Annotated in this window: 23 protein-coding genes; 12 read left to right on the top strand and 11 right to left on the bottom strand. The window is 70.7% G+C overall.

Translation table 11 applies throughout. The features are described from left to right. Nucleotides 1–7 precede the first annotated feature (7 nt). Genes kamE through kdd form a run of 3 tightly spaced genes read right to left on the bottom strand, consistent with a single transcriptional unit; the run spans nucleotide 8 to nucleotide 3,422 of the window. Entirely contained in the window at nucleotides 8–832 is an 825-nt protein-coding gene (kamE, locus tag NE236_RS04435; protein ID WP_252840479.1) for a lysine 5,6-aminomutase subunit beta, read from the bottom strand. Then, nucleotides 829–2,424, bottom strand: coding sequence for a lysine 5,6-aminomutase subunit alpha (gene kamD, locus NE236_RS04440; protein ID WP_252840480.1), 1,596 nt, complete (start codon nucleotides 2,422–2,424; stop codon nucleotides 829–831). The genes kamE and kamD overlap by 4 nt, the downstream gene beginning before the upstream one ends. Beyond that, nucleotides 2,421–3,422 (bottom strand): L-erythro-3,5-diaminohexanoate dehydrogenase, encoded by a 1,002-nt coding sequence (gene kdd, locus NE236_RS04445; RefSeq protein WP_252840531.1) that lies wholly within the window; start codon nucleotides 3,420–3,422, stop codon nucleotides 2,421–2,423. Before kdd ends, kamD begins: the two co-directional genes overlap by 4 nt. A gap of 94 nt (nucleotides 3,423–3,516) precedes the next feature. Between kdd and NE236_RS04450 the strand changes: the two genes are divergently transcribed. Then, on the top strand, nucleotides 3,517–4,980 hold the full coding sequence (locus NE236_RS04450; protein ID WP_252840481.1) for a KamA family radical SAM protein: 1,464 nt from the start codon (nucleotides 3,517–3,519) through the stop codon (nucleotides 4,978–4,980). Between the two features lie 24 nt (nucleotides 4,981–5,004). On the opposite strand, the gene NE236_RS04455 is transcribed toward NE236_RS04450, so the two are convergent. After that, nucleotides 5,005–6,618, bottom strand: a complete 1,614-nt coding sequence (locus tag NE236_RS04455; RefSeq protein ID WP_252840482.1) for a serine/threonine-protein kinase — start codon at nucleotides 6,616–6,618, stop codon at nucleotides 5,005–5,007. A 179-nt stretch (nucleotides 6,619–6,797) separates the two neighbouring features. Between NE236_RS04455 and NE236_RS04460 the strand changes: the two genes are divergently transcribed. The 10 genes from NE236_RS04460 to NE236_RS04505 all read left to right on the top strand — a co-directional run bounded on the left by NE236_RS04460 (nucleotide 6,798) and on the right by NE236_RS04505 (nucleotide 16,688). Next, nucleotides 6,798–7,343, top strand: a complete 546-nt coding sequence (locus NE236_RS04460) for a hypothetical protein (protein ID WP_252840483.1) — start codon at nucleotides 6,798–6,800, stop codon at nucleotides 7,341–7,343. Between the two features lie 78 nt (nucleotides 7,344–7,421). Then, nucleotides 7,422–8,576 carry a cytochrome P450 gene (locus NE236_RS04465; protein ID WP_252840484.1) on the top strand — a complete coding sequence of 385 codons (1,155 nt, stop codon included), beginning with the start codon at nucleotides 7,422–7,424 and terminating at the stop codon, nucleotides 8,574–8,576. A gap of 129 nt (nucleotides 8,577–8,705) precedes the next feature. Further along, nucleotides 8,706–9,236, top strand: a complete 531-nt coding sequence (locus NE236_RS04470; RefSeq protein WP_252840485.1) for an FHA domain-containing protein — start codon at nucleotides 8,706–8,708, stop codon at nucleotides 9,234–9,236. Nucleotides 9,237–9,396: 160 nt separating this feature from the next. Further along, nucleotides 9,397–10,608 carry an ROK family transcriptional regulator gene (locus tag NE236_RS04475; protein ID WP_252840486.1) on the top strand — a complete coding sequence of 404 codons (1,212 nt, stop codon included), beginning with the start codon at nucleotides 9,397–9,399 and terminating at the stop codon, nucleotides 10,606–10,608. A gap of 47 nt (nucleotides 10,609–10,655) precedes the next feature. Continuing rightward, entirely contained in the window at nucleotides 10,656–11,978 is a 1,323-nt protein-coding gene (locus NE236_RS04480) for an ABC transporter substrate-binding protein (RefSeq protein WP_252840487.1), read from the top strand. Between the two features lie 2 nt (nucleotides 11,979–11,980). After that, entirely contained in the window at nucleotides 11,981–12,937 is a 957-nt protein-coding gene (locus NE236_RS04485) for a carbohydrate ABC transporter permease (protein ID WP_252840488.1), read from the top strand. A gap of 11 nt (nucleotides 12,938–12,948) precedes the next feature. Beyond that, nucleotides 12,949–13,848: a carbohydrate ABC transporter permease gene (locus NE236_RS04490; protein WP_252840489.1), complete on the top strand. Its 900-nt coding sequence runs from the start codon at nucleotides 12,949–12,951 to the stop codon at nucleotides 13,846–13,848. Next, the gene (locus NE236_RS04495; protein ID WP_252840490.1) at nucleotides 13,845–15,107 is read left to right on the top strand and encodes a 6-phospho-beta-glucosidase; all 1,263 of its coding nucleotides are present in this window, start codon (nucleotides 13,845–13,847) and stop codon (nucleotides 15,105–15,107) included. The genes NE236_RS04490 and NE236_RS04495 overlap by 4 nt, the downstream gene beginning before the upstream one ends. Next, on the top strand, nucleotides 15,104–16,081 hold the full coding sequence (locus NE236_RS04500; protein ID WP_252840491.1) for an N-acetylglucosamine kinase: 978 nt from the start codon (nucleotides 15,104–15,106) through the stop codon (nucleotides 16,079–16,081). Before NE236_RS04495 ends, NE236_RS04500 begins: the two co-directional genes overlap by 4 nt. 292 nt (nucleotides 16,082–16,373) lie before the next feature. Then, nucleotides 16,374–16,688: a hypothetical protein gene (locus NE236_RS04505; RefSeq protein WP_252840492.1), complete on the top strand. Its 315-nt coding sequence runs from the start codon at nucleotides 16,374–16,376 to the stop codon at nucleotides 16,686–16,688. Between the two features lie 137 nt (nucleotides 16,689–16,825). On the opposite strand, the gene NE236_RS04510 is transcribed toward NE236_RS04505, so the two are convergent. The 7 genes from NE236_RS04510 to NE236_RS04540 form a co-directional block, all read right to left on the bottom strand. Continuing rightward, nucleotides 16,826–17,851, bottom strand: coding sequence for an N-acetylglucosamine kinase (locus tag NE236_RS04510; protein WP_252840493.1), 1,026 nt, complete (start codon nucleotides 17,849–17,851; stop codon nucleotides 16,826–16,828). Then, entirely contained in the window at nucleotides 17,844–19,127 is a 1,284-nt protein-coding gene (locus NE236_RS44315; protein WP_252840494.1) for a 6-phospho-beta-glucosidase, read from the bottom strand. Before NE236_RS44315 ends, NE236_RS04510 begins: the two co-directional genes overlap by 8 nt. A gap of 42 nt (nucleotides 19,128–19,169) precedes the next feature. Beyond that, nucleotides 19,170–20,039, bottom strand: coding sequence for a carbohydrate ABC transporter permease (locus NE236_RS04520; protein ID WP_252840495.1), 870 nt, complete (start codon nucleotides 20,037–20,039; stop codon nucleotides 19,170–19,172). 11 nt (nucleotides 20,040–20,050) lie between these two features. Then, a complete protein-coding gene (locus NE236_RS04525; RefSeq protein WP_252840496.1) occupies nucleotides 20,051–21,049 on the bottom strand; it encodes a carbohydrate ABC transporter permease in 999 nt (332 codons plus the stop codon). Between the two features lie 2 nt (nucleotides 21,050–21,051). Continuing rightward, nucleotides 21,052–22,374 carry an ABC transporter substrate-binding protein gene (locus tag NE236_RS04530; RefSeq protein ID WP_252840497.1) on the bottom strand — a complete coding sequence of 441 codons (1,323 nt, stop codon included), beginning with the start codon at nucleotides 22,372–22,374 and terminating at the stop codon, nucleotides 21,052–21,054. Between the two features lie 145 nt (nucleotides 22,375–22,519). Further along, entirely contained in the window at nucleotides 22,520–23,728 is a 1,209-nt protein-coding gene (locus tag NE236_RS04535; RefSeq protein WP_252840498.1) for an ROK family transcriptional regulator, read from the bottom strand. A 124-nt stretch (nucleotides 23,729–23,852) separates the two neighbouring features. Then, nucleotides 23,853–24,668: an SAM-dependent methyltransferase gene (locus NE236_RS04540; RefSeq protein ID WP_252840499.1), complete on the bottom strand. Its 816-nt coding sequence runs from the start codon at nucleotides 24,666–24,668 to the stop codon at nucleotides 23,853–23,855. A 514-nt stretch (nucleotides 24,669–25,182) separates the two neighbouring features. Here NE236_RS04540 and NE236_RS04545 point away from each other — a divergent pair. Next, nucleotides 25,183–26,178 carry an RNA-guided endonuclease InsQ/TnpB family protein gene (locus NE236_RS04545; RefSeq protein WP_252840500.1) on the top strand — a complete coding sequence of 332 codons (996 nt, stop codon included), beginning with the start codon at nucleotides 25,183–25,185 and terminating at the stop codon, nucleotides 26,176–26,178. The last annotated feature ends 70 nt before the right edge of the window (nucleotides 26,179–26,248 follow it).

Below are 26,248 nucleotides of genomic sequence, written 5' to 3' on the forward strand. Positions count from 1 at the left end.
CGCTCGCTCATGTGCTCTCCGTGGGGTCCTCGGGGGTCCAGTTGGGCAACAGGGCGTGCACGAGGTAGCTCGCGACCTCGCCGGGAGTCGTGCCCTTGCCGAAGATACGGTCGACGCCGAGCTCCTGCTCGGTGACCGTGTCGAAGCGCGGGCCGCCCGCGATGAGCAGCGGCCGGCCCATGCCGGGCCCGACCGCCGTCGGGTACGCGGCGTGGAAGGCGGCCGCCATCTGCTTGGTGTTGTGGATGTGGGCGTTCTTCTGGGTGACGACCTGAGAGACGAGCACGGCGTCGGCGTTCTCGGCCTTGGCCCGCTCGACGAGCTCCTCGACGGTCACCTGCGCACCCATGTTGATCACCTGGATCTCGCGGTGGTACTCCAGGCCCTTCTCCCCCGCGAACCCCTTGACGTTCAGGATCGCGTCGATACCGACCGTGTGCGCGTCGGTGCCGATACAGGCCCCGACGACGACCATGCGGCGGTTCAGGACGGTGCGGATGGCCAGGTCGATCTCCTTGGCCGACAGCAGCGGGTACTCCCGGCCCTCGGGCACCTCGATGCCCACGTAGTCGATAAGGTGGTTGACCTTCCCGTACACGATGAAGAACGTGAAGTTCGGCCCCATCGCCTTGGAATGCACCACGCTGGCCGGATCCAGCCCCATCTTCCCGGCCAGTTGCAGGGCGGCCAGCTCGGCGCGCCGCCCGGAGGGCACGGGCAGCGTGAACGACAGCTGCACCATCGCGTCACCGGTCGTGTCGCCGTACGGCCGGATGATCGATGGCAGGTCCTGCGCGGCGGTCAGGTCGGTCGTCGACTCGTGCGGTCTCAATCTGTGCTCCCTGCGGGCGTCGGCACGGCGGTGGCGTGCGGGTCCTGCGACTCCAGGATCTCGGTGACCGGGTTGAAGTAGCCGTCGGCGCGCTCGACGACGCCGTCCAGGCCCTTGCCGCCGTCGGCGGGCCGCCGGGTCACCCCGAACGTCCCGTCGGCGATCGCGGCCAGCAGCGTGTCATCACAGATCCGCTCGAGCAGGTCGACGGACTCGGACAGCACCTGCTGGGCGCGCTGGACGATGAATCCGTCCGGGCGCGGGACGAAGTCCTCGGCGAGCGCGCCGCAGGCGTCCCGCACGTACCGCACGTTCTCCAGGGCCAGGTCGCGGTCGGACAGCCAGGGCGTGTGGATGCCCTCGGTCATCATGCCGATCAGGATGATCGACTGGCCGGTCATCACGCCGGCGAGGTTGAAGAACGCGTCGAGCAGGTAGCCGGCGAAGACGTTTCCGGTCATGTGCTTGGTCGGCGGCATGTACTTCAGCGGCGCGTCCGGGAACAGCTCGCGTACGAGCTGGGCGTGGGCGAGCTCCAGGCGGAACGACTCGGGGATCGCCGGGTTGATCTCGAAGGCGTGCCCGAGGCCGAGCTGCCAGTCGGCCAGGCCCGCCTCCTTGCCGAACCGCTCGTTCAGCAGCTGGCTGACGATGACGGTGTGGGCCGCGTCGACGGCGTCGGCGGTGGTCAGGTAGTTGTCCTCGCCCGTGTTGATCACGATGCCGGCGCGGGCGTGGATCTGGCGGGAGAACCGCTGGTCGATGAAGGTGCGCCGCGGGTTGATGTCGCGGAAGATGATGCCGTACATGCAGTCGTTGAGCATCATGTCGAGCCGTTCGAGCCCGGCGAGCGTGGCGATCTCGGGCATGCACAGCCCCGAGGCGTAGTTGGTGAGCCGCACGTACCGGCCGAGCTCGCGTGAGACGTCGTCGAGCGCGCCGCGCATGAGCCGGAAGTTCTCCTGGGTGGCGTACGTCCCGGCGTAACCCTCGCGGGTGGCGCCCTCGGGCACGTAGTCCAGCAGCGACTGCCCGGTGGAACGGATCACCGCGACGACGTCGGCGCCCTCGCGGGCGGCTGCCTGCGCCTGCGGGATGTCCTCGTAGATGTCGCCGGTGGCCACGATCAGGTAGATCCACGGCTGGCGGGGGTCGCCGGTCTCGCGCAGCATCACGTCGCGTTCGGCGCGGCGCGCGTCGATGCGGCCGACGCCCCGCCGGGCCGCGGCGCGGGCCAGTTCGGCGGCCGCGCCGGCGTCGCCGCCGGCCGGCAGGCGGAACGTCACCGCTCCCAGCGACGCCGCCCGCGCCAGGCCGCCCAGGTCGGCGTACGGCTCGCGCGCCAAGGCGTCGAAGACCGGCAGCGCCACCCCGTGCTCGAGGCCCACCTGGTCGCGTACGGCGTCGACGAGGTGGTTGACCCAGGGCAGCCCGTCGGAGTCTGCGCCGGTCAGGCCGGCCAGCCGCAACTGCGCGCGCTCCACCGACACGGTCGTGTGGGTGCGGGCCATCTCGATCACCGGCCGGGCGGCGCGCTCGGCCAGCGCTCGTGCCTTGCGCACCACGCTCGGGTCCAGATCCAGTTTCGTCATTCCGTCTCCACCCGCTCCTGGAACATCTTCAGCAGGGTCGGCTCGGCGCGCAGCAGGTCCAGGGCCAGCTCCGCGTGACCGGGGACGTACCCGTTCCCGATCAGCATGGTCACATCGGCCGCCAGCCCCTCGGCGCCGAGCGCCGCCGCCGAGAACGACGTGGCCATCGAGAAGAAGATCACGGTTCCGCCGGAGGCGGTGGCCAGGATCGCGCCGTGCTCGCAGCCGGGCACGTCCACGCACACGACCGTGACGTCGGCGCCGTCGCCGACGGCCTCGGCGAGCGCGATCGGGTCGCGGGCGTCGGCGAGCACGACCTCGTCGGCCAGGCCGGAGGCGCGCAGCCGCGCGGCCTCGGTCTCGTTCGGCACCACGCCGACGGTCCGCTTGGCGCCGGCGCGGCGGGCGGCTGCCAGGGACAGCGAACCGCTCTTGCCCGCGGCGCCCACCACCGCCACGGTCGGTGAGGCGTACGAGCCGACGACGCGGGAGGTCAGGGCCGGTGCGCCGCACACGTCGAGCACGGCCAGGGACAACTCGGGCGGCAGGTCGGCGGGCAGCTCGGCGGCGATCGAGCGGGCGAACAGGATCGCGTGCCCGTCCGTGGGCACCTGCTCGCTCCGCCCGTCCCAGCGGGCCAGGCCGTCGTCGACGCGCAGCGGGGTAAGGGTGAGCGAGACCAGGGTGGCGACGCGCATCCCGGGCCGCAGGCCGAGCGGGGACCGGGCGCCGACCTCGTCGACGACCCCGATGAGCATGCCGCCCGAACCGGTCACCGGATTGTGCATCTTCCCGCGCGTCCGGATGATCTCGGCGACCTCGGCGCGGATCCGGTCGGGGTCGCCCCCGTGCGCGGTGTGCAGCTGCCGGTACGAGGCGGCGTCCAGGTTGAGCCGCTCGACCCGCACCCGTACCTCGTCGTCGCGGATGCGCGGGTCGGTGTCAAGGCGGTCGGCCGCCTGCGGCAGCACGCCCGGCGGCTCGGCGACCCGGTGCATACCCACCGGAGAACTTCTCATCCCTCACCTCGCTGATGGAAAATCTTCCGACTACTCTTGGCCCTACGAGAATATTTCTCGTATCGTCAGGCTAATGCAAGAGTTCATCCTGGAGGACATTGTGACCGCTGTGGCCGAGGAGTCCGCGTCGGCGCCCGGAGGGCACCCGCAGCCGTACGCCTACCGTCATCGCGAGCTCGTCGAGCCCGACTGGCGTCGCCTCCCCGGCTGGCGTGACGTCACAGCCGCGGAGTGGGAGTCCGCGCAGTGGCAGCGTGCGCACTGTGTGAAGAACATCCGCCAGCTGCGTCAGGTGATGGGCGACCTGCTGAGCGAGGACTTCTACGCCGACCTCGAGCGCGACCAGCGTGAGCGGGCGACGATGTCGATGCTCGTGCCGCCACAGATGCTGAACACGATGGACGTGAGCGGGGCGGAGGCGTTCTACGCCGACCCGGTGCGCCGCTACATGCTGCCCGTGTTCAGTGATCGGCGCACCGACTGGCCCTCCCACCCCGTCGCCAGCCGCGACTCGCTGCACGAGGCGGAGATGTGGGCGGCGGAGGGCCTCACCCACCGCTACCCCACCAAGGTCCTCGCCGAGCTGCTGCCCACCTGCCCGCAGTACTGCGGCCACTGCACCCGCATGGACCTGGTCGGCAACTCCACCCCGCAGATCGACAAGCACCGCTTCACGCTCAAGCAGCCCGACCGGGTCGAGGCGATGCTGGACTACCTGCGCCGCACCCCGCAGGTCCGCGACGTCGTCGTCTCCGGCGGCGACGTGGCCAACATGCCGTGGGCGCGCCTGGAGTCCTTCGTCGACCGGCTGCTGGACATCGACAACATCCGCGACATCCGCCTGGCCACCAAGGCGCTGATGGGCCTGCCCCAGCACTGGCTGCAGGACGACGTACGCGCCGGCGTCGAGCGCCTGGCCATCAAGGCGCGGGCGCGCGGCGCGCAGCTGGCCATCCACACGCACGTCAACGCCGCCCAGTCGATGACCCCCCTCGTGGCCAAGGCCGCGCGGGCCATGCTGGACGCCGGAGTGCGCGACGTGCGCAACCAGGGCGTGCTGCTGCACGGCGTCAACACCACCGTCGAGCAGCTCCTCGACCTCTGCTTCGCGCTGCAGGACAACGGCGTGCTGCCCTACTACTTCTACCTGTGCGACATGATCCCGTTCAGCGAGCACTGGCGGCTGCCGCTGGGCGAGGCCCAGCGGCTCCAGCACGGGATCATGGGCTACCTGCCCGGCTTCGCCACACCCCGGATCGTCTGCGACGTCCCGTACGTCGGCAAGCGCTGGGTGCACCAGGTCGCCGAGTACGACACCGAGCGCGGCATCTCCTACTGGACGAAGAACTACCGGACCGCCCTGGAGAGCGACGACCCGGACGCGCTGAACCGGCGCTACGAGTACTACGACCCGATCCACACCCTGTCCAAGGCCGGGCAGGCCTGGTGGCGCGAGCACGCCCGCGAGGTCCCCGGCAAGGCCGCCGACCTGGCCGCCGCCAGCCGCACGGCCTCCGAGGCGCTCCTCAGCGACTGACCGGGGCCCCACGGGGGCGGGCCCTCAGGACACCGTGAACCCGTCGCAGCCGATGTAGTAGGCGTTTCCGTTCGAGTGGACGTGGTACCAGATCACCGTCCACGCGCCCCGCTCAAGGTCGTAGGCCCAGCCTTTCGGCTGGGTGAAGTCCTTCGGATAGCGCAAGGTCGTATCATCGGACGCCTTAAGGAGGACCGGCCGCGTCTTGACGATCCCGGTGACCTCGTTGCCGCCCATGCCGACCGGGGGACGCATCTCGGCCGCGATGTAGTAGCCGGCCGGGGCTCCGTACTTGGAGCGGAACCCGACGTCGACGCTGGTATGCGGCGCGACCGGTTCGCGGGGGGCGGACCACTGCGGCGACAGCGGCTCCGCGGAGCTCTCGGTGCGCACGGGGGGCGTGCACCGGCCGTCCTTCCAGGCCATTACCTGAAAGTCCGGATCGGTCTCCTTGGAGAAAACGTCCGTGGGCTTCCCGGCGGACGTGGGCCGGGTCGGTGAGCCGGTGGTGCCGGTGCTCGGGGAGCGGCCGCCGGCGCCGGTTCCACCGGTCCCGGCCTGCCCCGTGCCCTGCGTCGAGTGGGAGCCGCCCTTGTCACCGAGGCCCGGGGCGAACTGGAAGAGCAGGACGCCCGCGACCACGGCCGCCGCCGCGCCGCCGCCGATCATCCCGAGGAGAGTCCGGCGGGACCGCAGGGCGGGAGCCGACTGTGTCAGGACGCCGGTCGCCTGGCCGTGGCCGGGCGGGACGAGACCGTGGGCGACCGCCGTCGGAAGGTCCGGCGGCGGGACCTCGGTCAGATCGAGCAGCCGCCGGTACGCCGGGTCGTCGGTGATCGCGCCCTGGACGCCGCAGAGCGCCGGCACCTGCCCCGCGGCAGGCCGCGCCGCCGGATCCTTCTCCGCGCACCGCGCGATGAGCCCGGCCAGGCCCGGCTCGACCCCGGCGACGTCAACGGCAGCGTGAACACTGCGGTAGATCACCGCGTGCGCGTCGCCCACCCCGAACGGCGGGCGCCCGGTCGCCGCATACGCGATCGTCCCGGCCAGCGCGAACACGTCCGCGGCCGGGCTCATCCGCTGCCACTGGATCACCTCCGGCGCGAGATACCCGGGTGTGCCCGCCGCCGCGCCGGTGTGCGTGATCGCCGTCTGGTCGTCGCCCCGGGCGATACCGAAGTCGATCAGGCGCGGGCCGTCCGGGGCGAGGATGACGTTGTGCGGCTTGAGATCCCGGTGCTGCACACCGCGGGCGTGAACGTCCGCGAGCGCCTCGCCGAGCGCGGCCATCAGCCGAAGGCAGGTCGGGACGGGCAGCGGCCCGTACCGCGCCACGGCCTGCGCCAGCGTCGGCCCCTGGACGTACTCGGTGGCCAGCCAGTACGGAGGCGCGTCGAGGCCGGCGCCGACCAGCGCCGCGGTGAACGGGCTGCGCAGCTCCCCCACGGTCGCCACCTCGCGGCGGAACCGCGCCAGCGCCTCGGGGCTGTCGAAGTCACTGCGGATCACCTTGATCGCGACGTGACGGCCACCCGGCGACAGCCCGAGGTACACCTGTCCCATCCCGCCGGCGCCCAGCCGGGCCAGCAGTCGGTACCCTCCGGTCTCCGCCGGGTCGCCGGCGCGCAGTGCCTCCATGGGCGGGCTACTCCGTGATGATCTGCTCGTGCACGTCACTCGTGCATCCGGGCGATCTTAGCGATCATCGGCACGGTCCCGGAAACGGTCAATGACCGCCGATGAGCGGTCCGTGACCGGTTCCGTGCCGTCCGAATTCCCGCCGACCGGGCCGGGATGCAGGCCTGAGATCATGAGGTGTGGGCGAGGGCGAGCGGTTCCGGGACCGGGCGTGGCGGCTGTTCGACTTCGCACGGGAGATCCTCGTGGTCTGCCCGCGCTGCGGCGGCCGGGCGGTCGTGGCCGTCCATCCCGATCACCTGACGTGCCACCGGTACGCCGTCCAGTTCCTCACGGCTCCGCACCGTCTCACCTGCCCGGGCTGCGGTCTCACGCGGGACTGGTCGCCGCGGCCGGCCCGGAAGGGCGACGGTGACCTGTACTTCGCCGGCGGTCCCCCGCTCGCGGTGCCCCGCCTGACCGGGCCGGGCGACCCGTACTTCGGGCTGCCGCTGTGGCTGCGGCGACGCTGCTGCGGGGGCCGGACCCTGTGGGCCTACAACGCCGCCCACCTGGACGTGCTGGAGGGTTACGTCGCCGCGCGACTGCGCGAGCGCCACCCGAACACCGGTTCGGGCAGTCTGGTCGAGCGCCTGCCCGCCTGGATCAAGGCCGCCGGCAACCGCGACGAGGTTCTCGCCGCCATCCGCACCCTCCGTGCCTCGGTCACGTCCGATCGCGACTGATCAGGTGCCGCCCAGGTGACGCCCGAGGAAGGCGACCTGTGCGGGGAGCACGGACGAACAGCCACTAACCTCGCATAGGTGACGTTTCCCGTCGGTGCAAGCGCCACCATCGAAGAGCTGGAGGCCGATCCGCATCCGCTGCTGGCCCGGCTGCGCGTGGCCGAGCCGGTGTCCTGGATCCCCGTCCTCGACGGGTGGCTCATCACCCGCCACGACCTGGCGCTTCGCGTCCTGCGGGACGCGGCGACGTTCACCGTGGACGACCCGCGCTTCTCGACGGCTCAGGTGGTCGGGACGAGCATGCTCTCCCTCGACGGCGCTGCCCACACCCGGCACCGCGACGCGTTCGCCCGGCGGTTCCGGCCGGCCGAGACCCGCGCCCGGTTCACCGAGTTCGTCCGGAGCGAGGTCGACCGCCTGGTCGGCGGCGTCGCGGCGGGTGGGCACGCCGAGGTCCGCGCCGACCTGGCGGGCCCGCTGGCGGTCGCCGTGGTCACCGAGGCGCTCGGCCTGCGAGGCGTGACGGCCGCCACCGTGCGCTCCTGGTACGACGCGTTCGTCGCGGCCGTCTCGGCCATCACGGCGGGCCGCCCGGCGAACGCCACGGACGCGTACGACCGGCTGCGGACGAAGGTCGAAGAGGCCCTCGGCGAGCGCGCCCCCGACGATCCCTCCCTGCTGGCGTCCGCCGCCCGTCAACTGACCACGGACGAGGTGGTGGCGAACGCGGCGGTCCTGATGTTCGGCGGCATCGACACGACCGAGGGCATGATCACCAACGCCGTGCTGCACCTGCTGGAGGACCCGGATCGGCTCGCGCTGGTGCACCGCGAGCCGGCCCTCATCGCGGCCGCCGTCGAGGAGTCGGCCCGCCTGGAGCCCGCGGCCGCGGTGGTGGACCGGTACGCGACCGAGGACGTGACCCTCGGGGAGGCGCGCGTCGCAAAGGGCGACCTGGTGCGCGTCTCGATCGCGGCGGCCAACCGGGATCCGGCCGTCTTCGCCGATCCGGACCGGTACGACCTGCGGCGGGCGGACGTCGACCGCCATCTGTCGTTCGCGCGCGGCCCGCACTTCTGCTTCGGCGCACACCTGGCCCGCATGGAGACCGCGACCGTGCTCCAGGCGCTGGGGCGTCTCCCGGGTCTTCGGCTCGCCCGGCCCGCGTCGCCGCGGGGTCTTGTTTTCAGGAAGCCGCCGGCTCTGCAGGTCGTCTGGGAGGTCGTTCCTTAGGGGGTTTCGACGGCAGGGAGGTTTCGACGGCCGACGCCTTTACATTGTAGATCAACTGTGGCCGACACTCTGACGAGCGGCGATCAGCCCTTGCTGGACAACGGACTTTTCGGGCCCGATACTTCGACCATGGAGGGGCTTCCGGTACGCGCTTCGGACGAAGACCGCGACCGTGTCCTCCGGGTGCTCCGCGACCGCGCCGCCGAAGGCCGGCTGTCCCATGAGACGTTCGAGCGCCGCGTCGACACCGCGCTGCGGGCCCGGACCCAGGCGGAACTGTCCCAGCTGGTCCACGACCTGCCGCCCGGCAACCGCGTCGTACGCGGCCTGACCGGCGCCGTCGCGTCTCTGTCGGCGATGACCGCCCGCGTCGAGGCCGCCTGGCGGGCACCACGCCTCCCCCGGTTCACCCTGCCCGCACGCGACCGGGCGCGCCTGGTCATCGGACGCGCCCCGACCTGCGAGTTCGTCGTCACGGACCTGAGCGTCTCCCGGCTCCACGCCGAGTTGCGCCAGGCCGGCACCACCTGGCTGCTGGCCGACCTGGGCTCGATGAACGGCACGCGGGTCAACGGCTACCGCATCGCGGGCCCGACCCGCGTACGCCCCGGCGACGAGATCGCCTTCGGCCGCCAGCGGTTCATCCTGACCGCCGGCTGACCCGGGTGCGCCTTGCCTTCTCCGGTCCTCAGCCCGCGTCTTCCGCCGCCCCGGGCCTCACGGGCGCCGCGTTCGATAACGACTCCGTCGCGCCGTCTTGACGCCGGGAGCGTGTGGTCATAGGTTCCGCAGCATGCGTTAGGAAAGTTTCCTAACTCGCATGAGCAGCGGAGACGCCGTGCCCACCTCGACGCCCGGGACACCGAGCCTGCTGCGGGCGATCAACGACCGCGCGGCACTGGAGGCGCTGCTGGCCCGTGGCCCGCTGACCCGGCCCGAGATCGGAGTCCTCACCGGCCTGTCCAAGCCCACCGCCTCCCAGCTCCTCACCCGGCTGCGGGAGGCGGGCCTGGTCGTCCTCGACGGGATCCGCGAGGGCGGGCCGGGGCGCACGGCGGAGGTGTACCGCATCAACGCCGACGCCGGTCACGTCGCGGGGCTGGACGTCCGGCGCGCGCGCATCCGAGCCTCCGTCGCCGACCTCACCGGCACCGTCACCGGGACGTTCGAACTGGCCACCCCCGGACGGTCCGGAGGCGACGCGGTCGCCCGCGCCCGCGCCGCCGTGGAGGGCGCCGCCCACGCCGCCGGCCTGACCCTCGACCGGGTCGACCGGGTCGTCATCGGTCTTCCCGGCGCCCTGGATCCCCGCACCGACCGGCTCGGTTATGCCTCCCACCTGCCCGGCTGGCACATCCCCGACCTGCTGAGCCGGCTTCGGGACGGCATCGGCGTACCCGTCGCGGTGGAGAACGACGTGAACCTCGTCGCCATGGCCGAGCTCGCGCACGGCGCGGCCGCGGGCTCCCGGAACTTCGTGCTGCTGTGGGTCAGCGCCGGCATCGGCATGGCGATCGTCCTCGGCGGCTCGCTGGTGCGCGGCGCCACCGGCGGCGCCGGCGAGGTCGGCTACATGCCGGTCGCCGCGGCCCCCATCATCCGGGAACCGGGCCGGGCCAACACCGGAGGTCTGCAGGCCGTCGCGGGCGCGCCCGCCGTGCTCAAGCTGCTGCGCGCCCACGGCTTCCGCGGGAGCGACGCCGGGCAGATCGTCGGCCGCGCCCGTACGGCGCTGGAGGCCGGCGACGAGCGGGCCGCCGCCGGGCTCGGCGAGCTGGCCGGCCGGCTCGCGACCGGCCTGGCCGCGATCGTGAGCGTCCTGGACCCCGAACTGATCGTCCTCGCCGGTGACACCCCCATCGCCGGCGGGGAACCGCTGCGCTGCCTCGTGGCGCGCGAGCTGTACACGATGGCCATCCCTCGTCCCCCGCTGCGGCTCAGTTCGGTCGGCGGTGATCCCGTCCTGACCGGCGCGTTGCACCTCGCCCTCGGCGAGACCCGTGAACGGATCTTCTCCAGTACCGTCCGCTAGTCCTCTTCCCGACCGCTCCCCCGGTCGGCGCCCGAAGGAGAACAGGAGTGTTCCGACGCCACCGGCGGCTCGTGACCGCCCTCACCGCCACCCTCCTCGCCACCGCCTGTACCGCGGGCGGCGGCGGGTCCCCCGCTGACTCCGGGCCCAAGGCCGAGGCCCCGCAGACCATCGAGGTCTGGCACGGCTGGAGCGCCCCACACGAAGTCAAGGCCTTCGACGACGCCGTCGCCGGCTTCCGCCGGCTGCATCCCAACATCACGGTCAAGCTCGTGAAGGGGCAGGACGACACGAAGATCCTCAACGCGGTGCGCGGCGGCAACCCGCCCGACGTCGTGTCGTCGTTCTCCACCAACAACGTCGGCCAGTTCTGCTCCAGCGGCGCGCTGCAGGATCTGACGCCCTTCCTGCAGAAGGACAACGTCGACCTGGGGATCTTCCCGCAGGCGGTGCAGACCTACACCCAGTACAAGGGTGCCCGCTGCACCCTCCCCCTGCTGGCCGACGACTACGCCCTGTACACCAACAAGGCGCTGATGAAGGGCGAGCAGCCGCCCAAGACGATCAGCGAGCTGACCGCGCTGGCCAAGAAGCTGACGGTCCGCAACCCGGACGGCTCCATCAAGGTCGCCGGGTTCCTGCCGTCGGACACCTACTACGAACACGTCCCCGAGCACATCGCCCCGAGCTTCGGCGTCACCTGGCTGAACGCCCAGGGCCGGGCGAACTTCGCCTCCGACCCCGGCTTCACCAAGTACCTGCGGTGGCAGAAGAGCCTGCTCGACTGGTACGGCTACGACAACGTCAAGAAGTTCGTCCACTCGATGGGCCAGGAGTTCGAGGCGTCCAACCCCTTCGAGAAGGGCAAGGTCGCCATGGCCGTCGATGGCGAGTGGCGCGTGAAGTTCCTCCAGCAGGAGGCGCCGAAGGTCCAGTACGCCACGACCCCCGTGCCGGTGAACGACGACCGGCAGACCACCTACGGCGGTGGCTTCGTCACCGGCACCGTCATCGGGATCCCGCGGGGTGCCCGGCATCCGCAGGCGTCGTGGGAGTTCGTGAAGTACATGACCACGAACACCGACGCGCTGGTCACCTTCGCCAACGGCCTCGGCAACGTCCCCAGCACCATCCCGGCGCTGTCCTCGCCGAAGCTGACGCTGCCGCCGCAGTTCCAGACCTTCCTCGACGTCTTCAAGAACCCGAACAGCACGACCATCCCGTCCACGGTCAACGGCGGGGACTTCATCGTGAAGTTCCAGAGCTTCGTGCAGGACCAGTGGGAGCCCGGCAAGGTCTCCGACCTCCATCAGGGGCTGACGAAGCTGGACACGCAGGTGGACAACGCGCTCAAGCTGGCGGGAGGCTGACGGTGGCGGCCGTACTGACCGCCGGACCGGCGACGGTGGTGGCGACGCGGGCCCGTCGCCGCCACCGGATCCGGGTCCTGGCGTTCATGTCGCCGTGGCTGATCGGGTTCTCGTTCTTCTTCGCCTACCCGCTGGCCGCGACGGTCTACTTCTCCTTCTTCCGCTACAACCTGTTCCAGCTGCGGCCGGTCGGGCTGACGAACTACAGGTTCCTGTTCAAGGACCCGTACGCCTGGACGGCGATCAAGAACACGCTGTGGCTGGTCGTGGTGATGGTGCCGTCGCGGGTGCTGTTCGGCCTCGGCCTGGCCCAGCTGCTGGCGAAGATCAAGCGGGGCGGGAACCTGCTGCGCGCGATCTTCTACCTGCCGTTCCTGATCCCCCCGGTCGCCGCGACCGTGGCGTTCGTCTTCGTCGTCAATCCCGGCACCGGGCCGATCAACGGGATCGCCGCCAAGATCGGCATCCACCTGCCGGACTGGTTCAACGACCCGGCATGGACCAAGCCGGGCCTGACGCTGCTGGCCCTCTGGGGCATCGGCGACGTCATGATCATCCTTCTGGCGGCGCTGCTGGACGTGCCCAAGACGCTGTACGAGGCGGCGGCGATCGACGGGGCGAACGCCTGGCAGCAGTTCCGCCGCATCACCCTGCCGACGATCTCCCCGGTGCTGATGTTCTCGGTCGTCACCGGGGTCATCCAGACGCTGCAGTACTTCACGCAGGCGATGGTCGCGGCCAACGCCTCGCAGGGCAACGCCGACCAGGCGGGCACGACCACGGCACCGGGCTATCCCGACGGCGCGTCGCTGACCTTCCCCCAGACGCTCTACAACGAGGGGTTCCAGCAGTTCAACATGGGCTACGCCTGTGTGCTGGCGCTCGTGCTGTTCGCCGTCGCGATGGTCTTCACTCTGATCCTGCTCCGCCGGTTCCACGCGTTCGGCGACGACGACTGAGAGGAGGCACGTTGACCGGAACGACGACCCTCGCGGCCCGTCCCCCGGCCGTCGGCTCGCCGCCGCGCGCCACCGTAAGGGGGCCGCGCGGGCGGCGGTTGCTGTACTGGACCGCCACGCACGCGATCGCGATCGCCATGGCGATCATGTTCCTGGCGCCGCTGGTGTTCATGTTCCTGACCGCGGTGATGAGCGCGAACCAGACGCTCACCGGCGCCCTGTGGCCGAGCTCCTGGCACTGGGAGAACTTCGGCAAGGCGCTGACCACCGACGACGGCGTGATGCTGCGCTGGCTCCTCAACACGCTCGTGTACGCGGTGCTGGCCACCGTGTTCATGCTGATCTCCAGCGTGCCGGTGGCGTACGCGCTGGCGCGCTTCCGCTTCCGTGGCCGGAAGACGGCGTTCGTCCTGGTCATCACGACGATGATGCTGCCGCCGCAGGTCACGATCGTGCCGATGTACATCGTGTGGGCGCGGTTCCACCTGACCGGGACGCTGTGGCCGCTGATCATCCCGATGCTGTTCGGCGACGCGTTCTCGATCTTCCTCCTGCGGCAGTTCCTCGTGACGATCCCCCGCGAGTACGCCGACGCCGCCCGCGTCGACGGCTGCGGAGAGGTCCGCACGATGCTCCGGGTGATCCTGCCGATGGCCCGGCCGGCGATCGCGGCGGTGGCGTTGTTCCAGTTCTTCTACGCCTGGAACGACTACTTCGGGCCGCTCATCTACACCAAGCCGCAGACGTGGACGCTCGCGGTGGGCCTGTCGACCTTCCGCGCCGCCCATCACGTCGAGTGGAACCTGACCATGGCCGCGACGCTCCTGACCGTGCTGCCGGTCATCATCGTGTTCTTCCTGGCGCAGCGGGTGTTCATCCAGGGCGTGACCTTGACGGGGGTGAAGGGATGAAGATATGTGTGGTCGGCGGCGGGTCGACGTACACGCCGGAGCTCGTGGACGGCATCGCCCGGCTGCGCGCGACACTGCCGGTCTCGGAGCTGGCCCTGGTCGATCCGGACGAGCGCCGCCTGGAGCTGGTCGGCGGCCTTTCCCGGCGCATCTTCGCCCGGCAGGGCCACCCGGGCGTGATCCGTACGACGCCGGACCTGGACGAGGGCGTCGACGGCGCCTCCGCCGTGCTGCTGCAGTTGCGCGTCGGCGGCCAGGCGGCCCGCCACGTCGACGAGACGCTGCCGCTCGACTGCGGCTGCGTCGGACAGGAGACGACCGGCGCGGGAGGGCTGGCCAAGGCGCTGCGCACCGTCCCGGTCGTGCTGGACATCGCCGAGCGGATCGCCGCCCTGGCACCGGACGCCTGGATCGTCGACTTCACCAACCCGGTCGGCATCGTCACCCGCGCGCTGCTGGACGCCGGGCACCGGGCCGTCGGCCTGTGCAACGTCGCCATCGGCTTCCAGCGCCGCTTCGCCGCCGCGCTCGGCGTACCGCCCGACCGGGTCCGGCTGGGGCACGTCGGCCTCAACCACCTGACCTGGGAACGCGCGGTGCACGTCGACGGGCAGGACGTCCTCCCCCGGCTCCTGGCCGACCACGCCGAGGACATCGCCGCCGACCTCGAGCTGCCGGCCGCCCTCATCCGCCGCCTCGGCGTCGTCCCGTCCTACTACCTGCGCTACTTCTACGAGCATGACGCGGTGGTCGCCGAGCAGCTCCACGCCCCCTCCCGGGCGGAGGAGGTCGCGGCGATCGAGGAGGGCCTGCTGGAGATGTACGCCGACCCGGCCCTCGACGAGAAACCCGCGCTGCTGGAGGAACGCGGCGGCGCGTACTACTCCGAGGCCGCCGTCGACCTGGTCGCCTCCCTGGCGAGCGACCGCGGCGACGTTCAGGTCGTCAACGTCCGGGGCGGCGGCCGCCTGCCGTTCCTGCCGCCGGAGGCGGTGATCGAGGTCCCGGCGCGGATCGGCGCGGCCGGGCCGGAGCCGCTGCCGGTCGACCCGGTCGAGCCGCTGTACGCAGGACTGATCGCACACGTCGCCGCGTACGAGGAGCTGGCCCTGGAGGCCGCGCTGAAGGGCGGCGTCGACCGGGTCTCCGACGCGCTGCTGGCCCATCCGCTGATCGGCCAGGCGAGCACCGCCGACGAGCTCGCCCGGCGCCTCGTCGCCGCGAACGCCGCCCACCTGCCCTGGGCGGTGAACGCGTGATCCTCGCGATCGACGGCGGCAACAGCAAGACCGACGTCGCCGTGCTCACCGCCGGCGGCGAGGTCCTGGCCACCACGCGCGGCGGCGGGTTCCGCCCGGTCGCCGAGGGCGTGACGCACGCGGTGGACACCGTCGCCGAGGCGGTGACCCGCGCGCTCTCGGCGGCCGGGGCGGGCCCGGTGCTCGACCACGTCTCGGCGTACCTGGCCAACGTGGACCTGCCGGTGGAGGAGCAGGAGTTCCACCGGCTGTTCACGGAGCGTGGATGGGGCCGCACCGTACAGGTCGGCAACGACACGTTCGCCCTGCTGCGGGCGGGTACCACCGAGCACTGGGGCGTCGCGGTCGTGTGCGGCGCCGGCATCAACTGCGCCGGCGTGGCTCCGGACGGGCGGGTCGCGCGGTTCCCCTCGATCGGGCGGGTGACCGGCGACTGGGGCGGCGGTCACCACCTCGGCGAGGAGGCGCTGTGGCACGCGGTCCGCGCCGAGGACGGGCGCGGTCCCCACACCGCCCTGGCCGCCGCCGTCGCCGCCCACTTCGGGTCGGACAGCGCCGGCGACGTCGGGCTCGCGATCCATTTCGGGGAGATCTCCGAGGGCCGGCTGGGAGAGCTCTCCCCGGTCCTGTTCGCGGTCGCGGCCGAGGGCGACCCGGTCGCGCGGGGCCTGGTCGATCGTCAGGCCGAGGAGGTCGTGGCGCTCGCGACCGTCGCGCTGCGCCGCCTGGACCTGCTCGACGTCCCCGTGGAGGTCGTCCTGGGCGGCGGCGTCCTGGCCGCCCGGCATCCGCAGCTGATGAGCGCGATCGAGGATCGGCTGGCGGAGCTCGCCCCGCAGGCCAAGCTCCTCATCGTCGAGGCTCCCCCGCTCCTGGGCGCCGCCCTCCTCGGCCTCGACGCCACCGGCGCCCCACCCGAGGCGTACGACCGCCTGCGCGCCCATTTCGGCAAGGGAGTCGCTCCGGCGCGGTGACAGATCGGGACTTTATCCCCATGCGATCGAGGTGGCGAGGCGGGCGAAAGGCAGATTGACGGCAATACGGTCAACCGCATGACGCCTTCCGTCCGCCCTGGCGAGCAATATGACTTTTAACCTTGATACGGCACGATAAGTCCGATTCACAGAACTGTGCCTTTGTTGCTATCTTACCTTGTAGTTGTCTTGTCGGGAATCGACCGGGGAATGATACAAATTGCAGCGCAGTCCCGAAAAAGCAGGGAAGCGCGGCTTGTGACGGCTCGGTACCCGACAAAAGGAGATTGACGTGCTGAAGAAGACGTGCACCACCGGCGGCCTGGCCCTCGTGGCGGCGGCGGGGGCCCTGCTCACAAGCTCACCCGCGTCCGCGCAGGCTCCCACGTGGGGTGGTGGTGGCGGCTGGCGCCACTCCTCGCATTTCAGGTTCCTCTCGCACCACCGGAACTTCAACGCCAACCAGAACGAGCTTTTCAACCATCTCCGCATCCGGATCAACAACCGGAACAACAACATCGCGATCGCGAGGAACGAGCAGGCGCAGGCGCAGCGGCAGCGCCAGCGCGAGCACGAGCACCAGTGGCAGAAGGAGCTCGAAGACTAGTACTCGCTTCATCCTGTCGTCGGCCTCACGAAGGTCCTTGGCGGTCGCCGCGCCGAACTGATCGAGGCGGTGACCGCCAAGGACCAAGGCCGTCCGCGACGGCGTCGCCGCGGTGGCCCGGGTTTCGTGCCGGGTTCTCATCCGGCGGGGCAGGATCGAGCCTCTCCGCGCGTGGGGGGCGGCGGCCGTGTCCCGGCGAGCGCCTCGCGGAGGCTGAACCACGCGGCCTGCGGGGCACGGGCCTCCATGAGCGCCTCACAGGCGGCGCCGGCCACCGGCGGCACGTCGAGCACCTGCGGCCGGGCGAGCGGGGCCTCCTCGCCAAGACGCCGCCGAATGTGGTCGTGCAGGAGGATCTGGTCGTTCTGCAATGTGCCGCCGCCAAGGACCACCGGCGTGGGGGTGCCCAGCAGATCGAGCCGGCGCAGCAGCGCGGTCACCATGGTGACGATCTCGTCGCCGAGACGTGTCACGATCTCCCTCGCCACCGCGTCGCCGTCGTCGGCGGCGGCGAACACCAGCGGCGCGAGGGCGGGCAGCTCCATGGCGGGTATCTCCCCGGCGCTGACGGCCAGCGCGACGGTCTCCACGCTCGGCAGTCCAAAATGACCAGGAAGGACCTCTCGGAGCACGGTCGCGGGACCGCGCCCATCACCGGCCCGCACGGCGGCGCCCATGGCGGCCCGCGCGACGCCCATGCCGCCGCCCCAGTCGCCGGTGATGTCGCCGAGCGACAGGAAGCGGGCCGACCGCCCGCCCGGGTGCACCCCGACCGCGTTGATGCCGGCGCCGGACACCACCGCCACCCCCCAGCCCTCCGGGGCGCCCGCCCGCAGGATGGCGAGCGTGTCGTTGCGGACGAGGGTCCGCTCGGCCACGTCCAGCCGGGACAGCCGCAGCAGCGCCTCCTGCTCGTCGGCCGGTACGTCCACGTTGGCCAGGAAGTACGCGCCGACCGCGATGGAAGTGGTCTCCGGCAGGCCGGCCTCGGACAGTCCCCGGCGCGTCAGGTCGGCGAGCTGCCCGGCGGTGACCGCCATGCCGTCGGCGTGCGGGCGCGTACCGATGCCCCGCACCCAGGCCAGCAGCCGCCCACCGGTGTCCGCGAGCACCAGGTCGGTCTTGGAGTTCCCGCCGTCGGCGCCCACCACGAGATCAGCCATCGGCCGGCTCCTCGCCGAAGAACCGCGGCAGGTGCGAACGGTTGGCCGCCAGGAGCGCGTCCAGCAGCGGCACCGCGAGGTCCCACTGGCGGACCAGCGGGTTGGCGACCAGCGCCCGCCGGGCCACCGACCGGTCGCCGGTCAGCGCCGCCTCGATCGTAAGGGTCTCGTACGCCGTCACGGCCTGGACCAGCCCGAGCATCTCGGGCGGCAGCGGCGGCACCGTGACCGGGTGCGGGCCCGCGGCGTCGACGTGCGCGGGCACCTCGACGACGGCCTCGTCCGGCAGGCCGTCCAGCACTCCGTCGTTGCGCACGTCCACGTAGTGGTGCGCGCCGTCACCGGTGAGCAGGCTGGTCACCAGGGCCGCGGCGGCCTCGCTGTAGTAGGCGCCGCCCCGGCGTTCGAGGAGTTCGGGTTTGCGATCCAGGTCCGGGTCCTCGTAGAGGGCGAGCAGCTCCCGCTCGATGGCCTGGACCTGCTCGGCCCGGTGCGGCCCGGTCCGCTGCCGGTCCAGCTCATGGTCGGTGCAGTAGAAGTAGTGCAGGTAGTAGGACGGGATCGCGCCCAGATCGCGCATCAGCCGGGCGGGCACGCGCACCTCCTCGGCGAGTTCGGCGAGGGTGTCGCCGGAGAGCAGGCCGGGCAGGCGCTCGTCGCCGTCCACGGTGACCGAGCGGATCCACGACAGGTGGTTGAGACCCGCGTGGCCGAGCCGGACCCGGTCGGCGTCGACTCCGAACCGGTCCGCCAGGCTCCGCTGGAACTTGATCGCCACGTTGCACAGGCCGACCGCCCGGTGCCCGGCGTCCAGCAGTGCCCGGGTGACGATGCCGACCGGGTTGGTGAAGTCGACGATCCACGCGTCGGGTCTGGCCCGGCGGCGTACCTCGGCGGCGATGTCCAGCACGAGGGGCACCGTGCGCAGGGCCTTGGCGAAGCCGCCCGGGCCGGTGGTCTCCTGACCGATCAGCCCGAACTTGTTCGGCAGTGTCTCGTCCGTCAGCCGGGCCGTCTGGCCGCCCGCGCGCAGCTGGATGAGGACCGCCGCCGCCCCGTCCAGCGCCTGGGCGAGGTCGGTCGTGGTGGTCAGCCGGCCGGGGAACGCGTGCCGGGCGAGGATCCGCCCGGCCAGGCCACCGACGACGCGGAGCCGCTCGGGGTCGATGTCGTGCAGGACCAGCTCGTCGACCGGAAGCACACCGGCGCGCCGGGCGAAGCCCTCCACGAGTTCGGGCGTGTACGTGCTGCCACCGCCGACAACGGTGATCTTCACTCTTACTCCAATGATTCGCTTGATCCGCCGTCGTGGCGGTAGTCAGCCCTTGACGCCGGTCAGCGCGATGCCCTCGACGAAGACCTTCTGCGCCAGGAAGAACAGCACCAGGACGGGCAGCAGGAACATCAGCGACGCCGCCATCTGCAGTTGGTACGCGTTCTGGTGCCCGCTCTTGGCGAGCTGGGTGAGGGCCACGGCGAGGGTCTGGCCGCCCTGGCTGTTACCGGTGTAGAGCAGCGGGTTGTAGAAGTCGTTCCAGGCGTAGAGGAACGAGAAGAGCCCGACGGCGGCGATCGCCGGCTTGGTCATGGGGATCATCACCCGCAGCAGGATGCGCAACTCCCCCGCCCCGTCGACCCGCGCCGCCTCGGTCAGCTCGCCGGGGATGGTACGGAAGAACTGGCGCAGCAGGAAGATGCTGAACGCGTCGCCGAAGAACGACGGGACGATCAGTGGCTTGAGGGTCCCGACCCATCCGATGTGCGAGTAGAAGACGTACAGCGGCAGGCTGGTCACCTGGGCGGGCAGCATCATCGCGGCCAGCACCACCAGGAAGAACGCCTCCCGGCCCCGCCAGCGCAGCCGGGCCAGCGCGTACGCCACGGGCACCGACGAGACGATGGTGCCGATCGTGGACAGCCCGGCGTACAGGACCGTGTTGAGCAGGTCACGGCCGAACGGCATCGCGGTGAATACCCGCCGGAAGTTGGCGAAGTCCCAGGGCGACGGCCAGAGCGACCCGGTGCCCGCCTGGTGCTGCGTCATGAACGCGGTGAGCACGCTGATCGTCAACGGCAGCAGGAAGCAGAGCGCGACCGCGACGGCCGGCGCGTGCTCGGCCAGCTGGTACAGCAGACGACGCCCGATCGGCGGCCGGTGGTGGCCGGGCGCGGACCGGCGCCCGGTCATGCCCGCGGCGGTCACCGGTCACCGCCCGCGTAGTGCACGAAGCGGCGGGAGACGCGGATGAACACCACGGTCGCGGCGAAGATGGCCAGGAAGAGCAGCCACGCCATCGCCGACGCGTACCCGGTCTTGAAGTACGAGAAGCCCTGCTGATAGAGCTCCGTGGAGTAGAACAGCAGCGACCTGGCGGGGTAGCCGAGCAGCTCGTTGCTGGACGCCTCGACGTTCGCCGAGCCGGACACGACGAACGCCTCGGTGAAGTACTGGAACGCGTAGATCATCCCGGTGAGCAGCGAAAAGTAGATCACCGGTGAGATCGCCGGCAGCGTGATGCTGCGGAACTTCCGGAACGCGCCCGCGCCGTCCAGGTCGGCCGCCTCGTACAGCTCGCGCGGCACGTCGAGCATGGCGGCCGAGAAGATCACCATCGTGTTGCCGGCGGCCCACAGCGCCATCAGCACCAGGCTCGGCTTGGACCAGGCGGGGTCGGAGAACCACCCCGGCCCGTCGATGCCGACCAGGCCCATCAGCCGGTTGAGCGGTCCGACCGGGTTGAGCAGCACGATGAACGACAGCGCGGCGGCCACCGGCGGCACCATGGAGGGCAGGAAGTAGAGCGTGCGGTAGACGTTGCGGCCGCGCTTCACCCGGGTGATCACCCAGGCGGTGAGCATCGCCCAGGCGGTGCGCAGCGGCACCATGACCACGACCATCCAGACCGTGTTGCGGACCGCGATCCAGAAGTTGTCGGACCGGGTGAACAGGGTCCGGTAGTTGTTCAGCCCGACGAACCGCACGGGCCGGTAAGAGCCGGCCTGGAAGTTGGTCAGTGAGTAGTACAGCGTGGCGGCCACCGGGTACAACACGAAGGTCGCGAGCCCGATCACGAACGGCGACAGGAAGGCCAGCACGACCCACCAGCGGGTCTTGCTCGGGTGGCGGCGCGTCCGCTGGGCGGAGCGCCCCCGCGCCCCGCTCACGGCGTCGCCGGCGCGGGCGACGGTGGTCGCCATCCCTAGTTCCCCGCCTGCGTGTTGAGGTTGTCGATCTTCTTGGCGATCCCGGTCAGACCGGACGGCAGGTTCGCCACCTTGCCCTGCTCGTACTGGAGCAGGAACTCCTTCCACGTGTCCATGTCCTCTTCACCGGCGGGGGTGAGCGTCTTGTAGTACGAGCCGGGGTTCTTGAACATGTCGACCAGCGGCTTCCAGTGCGCGTCGCTCGCCTTGTCCCAGCTCTGCAGGGAGGCGAAGGTGCTCGGGATGTTCGACACCGTGTCCGCCAGCGTGTTCAGGAACGTCGTGTCGGTGGTGAGCTGCTGCAGCGCGAAGAAGCCCTCCTGCTTGTGCTTGGAACCGGCGGGCAGGTACGCGACGGTCCCGAGGGTGTCGCCCGCGCCGTACGTGCCCGACGCCGCGTCGAGCACGGGCATCGGCGCGACGCCGTAGTCGAGGCCCTTCTTCGCCGTGTCGATCTCGCCGATGTGCCACTCGCCGTCGAACTCCATCGCCGCCGCGCCGGTCAGGAAGGGGTTGCTCGTGTCGTCGGCGTGCGGCTGGTAACGGCCGACGAACTTCTGCGCGTTCCCCGGGCCGTAGGAGTCGTTGAGGTTCTTGTCCCACTGCAGCATCTGCTGCCACTTCGGGTCGGTGGCGAACGTCGCCTTTCCGTCGCCGCCGTAGAACCTGCTCGCGCTCTGCACCCCGGTGTAGAGGTACCGGTTGGCGTTGTAGTCGGACCGGGAGACGAATCCGAACGTCTTGATGGAGCCGTCGGCGTTCTTCACGGTGAGCTTCTTGGCGTCGGCGGCCAGCTCCGAGAGCGTCTTCGGCGGCGTGGTGATGCCGGCCGCCGCGAACATCTTCTTGTTGTAGTACAGCCCGAACGCGTCGGTCAGCAGCGGCAGCGCGCACTGCTTCCCCTGGTACTTCGTGTAGACCAGCGTCGCGGCCGGGAAGGTCGCGGCCGTATTCACCTTCGCCGACGACAGGTACGGGCCGAGGTCGGCGACCGTGCCGTTCGCGCAGAACTTGCCGACGTTGTCCGGCGCCGCCGCGACGAAGACGTCGGGCGGATCACCGGCGGCGACCGCCTTGGCGAATGCCGCGTCGTCCTTGTTCGGGACGAACTTGACGGTCAACCACGGGAACTTGGCGTGCAGGCGGTTCAGGGCCGCGGTGAACGCCGCCACCTCGTTGGGCAGGTGGTTGAACGTCCACACGCTGATCGTGGTCGGCGCGTGCGAGGCGCCCGCCGAGATCGCGGTGGCCGGTCCCGACGACGCGGGTCCGGCAGACGTACAGCCGGCCAGCAGCAGCGCGGCGGCCGTTCCCGCCACGGCCCCGATGGTAAATTTGAACACTGATCGTCCTTCCTCGGTGATGGCATCGCTGGGCGAAGGGATGGTCATCGCTCCGGGCGCGGCAACGCCCGGGCGCCTCTGGCGGCGGCGCTGTCCGGCAAGACGGCGTCGCCGCAGTACGTCAGGAAAGAGGCATCGGCGCCTCCATCGGGGCACTCGGCGCGGTGGCGGCCGCATAGGTCGACTCGCGCGCCCGATCTGACGCCATGGTCGTGGCCCCGAGCAGCACCGCGCCCGGTCCGAGGTCGGAGGCGACGATCCGGGGCCGGAAGGTGCTGAAGTCCGCGAGGTGCCGGGCGACCGGTGCGAGCAGCAGGTCCCCGTTGCCGCCGATGGCACCGCCCAGCACGATCAGGGCCGGATCGATCAGAGGAACCACGCAGGCCACCACGTACGCGATGCTGCGGGCGGTGTCGTCCACGATGCCCACTGCGGCCGGGTCTCCCCGACGGGCCAGCTCGAATACGGCGCGGGGGCTGCCGTCGCCCGGTAGCTCCAGGCGACGCGCCTCGGCGCTGATGTACCGCGCCCCCAAGTGCTCCTGCACGAGGTCCCGACGCTGCCCGGGCGGCGCGATCATCCGATCGCTGGGCAGGTAGCCCGCCTCGCCCGCGACACCGGTCGCTCCCCGCCGTACGCGGCCGTCGACCACCATGCCCAGGCCGAGGCCGACGCCCAGGCTGACGAGGACGAAGTCGTCGACCTCCGTGCCGTGGCCCTGCCTGCGCTCGGCCAGCGCCGCGAGGTTCACGTCGTTCTCCAGGATCAGCGGAGCCGGGATGGCGCGGCCGAGCGCCTCGCCGAGTCCGCGCCCCGCGTCGGGCAGGCCCGCGGCGTACGACAGAGCGCGGCCGTCGGGTCCGACGACGGCCGGCACTCCCATCACGACCTGGGCGATGGCCTCCGGGGAGAGGCCGACCTGTCCGGCCAGGTCCTCGCACATCGCCAGCACGCGCTCGACGAGCGCGTCACGGCCGGAGGGGCCCTCCTGCTCGGTCCGCGCCCGTACGCGCCCGGTGACGTCGGCGATCGCGGCACGGATCTTCTTGTGCCCGACGTCCACGCCGATCGCGAAGGCGCAGTCGGCGTTGACCTCGTACAGCGCGGGCGCGGGCCCCTTACGGCCTGTCACCGGGCCCACCTCGCTGATCACGCCGCGTTCCAGGAGCAGGCTCACCGCGGCGGCCACCGTCGGCCGGGACAGGTCGACCCGGCCCGCCAGGTCGGTGGTCGTGATCGGATGACCGGCCCGGTGGATCACCTCCAGCACCGCCCGCCCGTTGAGCAGACGCAGCAGGCGTTGCGGTCCCGCCGGATACCGGTTGATCACCTAGGCGCCTCTCTGAGCTGCATGTCCTTGTTAGAAAGAAAGTTGTTTACTTATACGCGCATAGGTGTCCGCGAATCAACCCCCTGCCATCCCTCGGTTCGGCGGGTTCGAAGGCCCCGACGGGTCAGGACTTGCGCCCGATCGCCCCGAACTGGTCACCGTCGCTCGACGGAGTGAGCCGGTCGGGGCGCCAGCGGCTGCACGGCACGACGCCCGGCGGCACCAGCTCGAGGCCGTCGAAGAACTCGGCGAATCGCTTCGGGGACCGCATGGTGATCCGGCTCCTGGTGAACTCGTTCCAGTGCCGTACGGCCTCGTCCATCGCCTCGCCGCTGCCCTCGTTGGTGGAGTGAGTGATCACCAGATGGCTGCCGGCGGGGACCGCGTCCAGCAGCCGCTTCACCGCGGTGAACGCCGCACCGTCGTCCAGGAAGATCAGGGATCTGCCCATCAACATGAGCGCGACAGGACGGGTGAGGTCGAGTGTGCCGTCGATGGCACGCACGATCCCATCGGGTTCGTGGAGGTCGGCGTAGATGTAGTCGGTGACACCAGGGGCGTCACCGGTGAGCAGGGCGCGGGCGTGTGTCAGCACCATGTGATCGTTGTCGCCGTAGACGACGCGTGACTCCGGAGCGACGGCCTGCGCGACCTGGTGCGTGTTGTCGGAGGCGGGCAGTCCACTGCCGATGTCCAGGAACTGACTGATGCCCGCCTCGCCGACGAGGTACCGGACGGCCCTGCCGCGGAACGCCTCGTCGGCGTGTGCCATCGCGATGACGCCGGGGAGAATGGCGCGGATCTGGTCGACGACCTCGCGGTCGGCGGCGAAGTTGTCCTTGCCGCCCAGCAGGTAGTTCCATACCCGCGCCGGGTGCGCAACACGGACGTCGATGCCGGCCGGCAGCTCCCGACCATGGGCGAAATCCGCTTCTCCCATTGCCGCCTCTTCTATGCGTATCAGTCCGATACGTACTCCGACCGCACACACCCTACCGGGTAAGGCGAGCAGTCAGCCGCCGCAGCCCGCGCCGTCCGCGAGCGGGATCGCGTAACCGGAACAGGCCACGGGTGCTGTCCCCGGCCGTATGGGGTCACGCCGGTGTTCAGCATGATCTAGCGAGGTACCTCGCCCCTTCGCTTCAGGGGAGGGAGGAATCGCTTTCCCTCGTGTGCGGCGCGCTAGCGCCGCTTAGACCGGTCGTTTCTGGTTTTCCGGTGTAGTCCTCGACGGCCTTGAGCGGTGCCCCGCCGCAGGATGCGGCCAAGTAGGACGGCGACCAGAAGCGCTCGCCCCACTACTTGGGCCTGAAGACCACGTGTGCGTGCAGGGCGTAGACGACGCTGCGGCCCCTGCGAATAGCGGGGCTCGATTCCCGACGTGGCAACGTAAAGCAATGATATGGTCACGGTCTGTGAGGGTCGTGGTGCAGGTCAAGCTGACGCCGACGCCCATGCAGGCGGCGGCGCTGAAACACACCCTGCACACGGTCAACGAAGCCGCCTGCTGGGTGTCGGGTGTGGCGTTCGAGCGTGGGGTGCCGCGTGAGTACGAACTGCGTAAACACACCTATGCCGAGCTGAAGGAACGGGGTCTGGGCGCGCAGGCCGCGCAGCATGTGATCAAGAAGGTCCGGGACGCCTACACCAGCCTGCACGCCAACCTGCGGGCCGGAAACCTCGGCAAGCCGGGCTCTAAGCGTCGCCTCAAGGCCGCCTCCAAACCGATCGCCTTCCGCCCGCAGGCCGCACAGCCGTATGACGATCGGTGCTTGTCGTGGCAGTACGACGCCCAGACCGTTTCGATCTGGACGGTGGCGGGCCGGTTGAAGGGCGTGCGGTTCGCCTGCTCACCGAACGCGCTCAAGCAGCTGATCGCCCACCGCAAGGGCGAAAGCGATCTGGTCGAACGCGATGGGGTGTTCTATCTGATCGCCACGTGCGAGGTGCCCGAGGCCGAGCAGCAGGAGCCTGAGAGGTTCATCGGCGTGGACCTGGGCATCGCCAACATCGCCACCACCTCCACCGGCTACCAGGCCGCAGGGCGAGGCCTGAACCGGCACCGCAGGCGACAGCTCGAACTACGCCGCAAGCTCCAGAAGAAGGCCACCAAGTCCGCCAAGCGCCTACTCAAGAAACGCAACCGCCGCGAAAAACGCCACGCCGCGAACCAGAACCACATCATCGCCAAGACAATCGTGACCGAGGCTGAACGCACCGGACACGGCATCTCCCTCGAACAGCTGAGAGGGATCCGTGACCGGGTACGGCTCCGCAAGCCCCAACGGGTCGCCCTGCACTCCTGGGCCTTCGCCCAACTCGCGGACTTCATCGTCTACAAGGCACGCCGGGCCGGCGTCGCCGTCGTGTTCGTCGATCCGGCCTACACCTCACAGCGTGCGACACGAAGTCGCACCGTCAGAAGTGGAGAAGCAATGGCGAAAACGTAGCCGCAGCTTTTCCCTGGCTTGTGCCATAGGCCAGTCCCCCACGCTCACGTGCGTCGACAGTAATGACGGG

The sequence above is a fragment of the Actinoallomurus purpureus genome, from assembly GCF_024055795.1.
Lineage (GTDB): Bacteria > Actinomycetota > Actinomycetes > Streptosporangiales > Streptosporangiaceae > Actinoallomurus > Actinoallomurus purpureus.

Excerpts from the sequence above, each read along its gene's own strand:
- kamD (WP_252840480.1), bottom strand. The coding sequence starts at position 2,424 with ATGACGAAACTGGATCTGGACCCGAGCGTGGTGCGCAAGGCACGAGCG.
- kdd (WP_252840531.1), bottom strand. The coding sequence starts at position 3,422 with ATGCACCGGGTCGCCGAGCCGCCGGGCGTGCTGCCGCAGGCGGCCGAC.
- NE236_RS04450 (WP_252840481.1), top strand. The coding sequence starts at position 3,517 with ATGCAAGAGTTCATCCTGGAGGACATTGTGACCGCTGTGGCCGAGGAG.
- NE236_RS04455 (WP_252840482.1), bottom strand. The coding sequence starts at position 6,618 with ATGGAGGCACTGCGCGCCGGCGACCCGGCGGAGACCGGAGGGTACCGA.
- NE236_RS04470 (WP_252840485.1), top strand. The coding sequence starts at position 8,706 with ATGGAGGGGCTTCCGGTACGCGCTTCGGACGAAGACCGCGACCGTGTC.
- NE236_RS04475 (WP_252840486.1), top strand. The coding sequence starts at position 9,397 with ATGAGCAGCGGAGACGCCGTGCCCACCTCGACGCCCGGGACACCGAGC.
- NE236_RS04495 (WP_252840490.1), top strand. The coding sequence starts at position 13,845 with ATGAAGATATGTGTGGTCGGCGGCGGGTCGACGTACACGCCGGAGCTC.
- NE236_RS04510 (WP_252840493.1), bottom strand. The coding sequence starts at position 17,851 with ATGGCTGATCTCGTGGTGGGCGCCGACGGCGGGAACTCCAAGACCGAC.
- NE236_RS04520 (WP_252840495.1), bottom strand. The coding sequence starts at position 20,039 with ATGACCGGGCGCCGGTCCGCGCCCGGCCACCACCGGCCGCCGATCGGG.
- NE236_RS04525 (WP_252840496.1), bottom strand. The coding sequence starts at position 21,049 with ATGGCGACCACCGTCGCCCGCGCCGGCGACGCCGTGAGCGGGGCGCGG.
- NE236_RS04540 (WP_252840499.1), bottom strand. The coding sequence starts at position 24,668 with ATGGGAGAAGCGGATTTCGCCCATGGTCGGGAGCTGCCGGCCGGCATC.
- NE236_RS04545 (WP_252840500.1), top strand. The coding sequence starts at position 25,183 with ATGCAGGCGGCGGCGCTGAAACACACCCTGCACACGGTCAACGAAGCC.